Genomic DNA, 566 nt, shown 5'->3' on the forward strand with positions numbered 1-566 from the left:
AACCCCGGGCAGTACCTGTTGACGTGGGCCCACGGGGAGCAGATCGGTCATTCCCTGCTCGGGATCGCCTCCCAGGTCGACCCCGGCGGGGTGGCCCAGAAGATCCTGCGGGGCCCCAACGGTAAACCGTTGGCCGTGATCCGCGGGACCGGGGCCGAGCAGCGTGTCGGATACGTGATCCCGGACCGGCTCGGCAGCGTCATCGGCCTCATCGGCGCGAACACCGCCGGTGGGTCGAACGCGGTCAAGATCATCTCCTACGCCTACGACCCCTACGGCAACATCCGCTCCGCCCCTGGCCTGGACGTGGCGTGCCGTAAGTCTTCCGGACTCCTGACCCAATAGGGTCTTTCTGGAAGGGATGTGATTGTCATGGCTGGGAAGCGGACGACGTTTAGGGCTGAGTTCAAGAAGCAGCTGGTGGAACTGTATTTGCAGGAGCAGCACGAGAAGACGCTGGCACAGGTGGCTCGGGAGAATGGTGTGGGGGTGGAGACGTTGCGGGTGTGGGTGAAGAAGCATCGTGCGGCGAATCCTGAGGTTGAGCCCCCGTTGACGGTTTCTGA

At 63.8% G+C, this 566-nt stretch carries 2 protein-coding genes; both read left to right on the top strand.

Annotated features, from left to right (window positions below; genetic code table 11):
* On the top strand, positions 1–345 hold a 345-nt coding region (locus tag PINTE_RS23615; RefSeq protein ID WP_217996688.1), incomplete at its 5' end, for a hypothetical protein.
* A gap of 27 nt (positions 346–372) precedes the next feature.
* A partial coding sequence (locus PINTE_RS25195) for a transposase (protein ID WP_157087471.1) occupies positions 373–566 on the top strand: 194 nt, incomplete at its 3' end.

Source organism: Piscicoccus intestinalis NBRC 104926 (assembly GCF_001515525.1).
In the GTDB taxonomy this organism is placed as follows: domain Bacteria; phylum Actinomycetota; class Actinomycetes; order Actinomycetales; family Dermatophilaceae; genus Kineosphaera; species Kineosphaera intestinalis.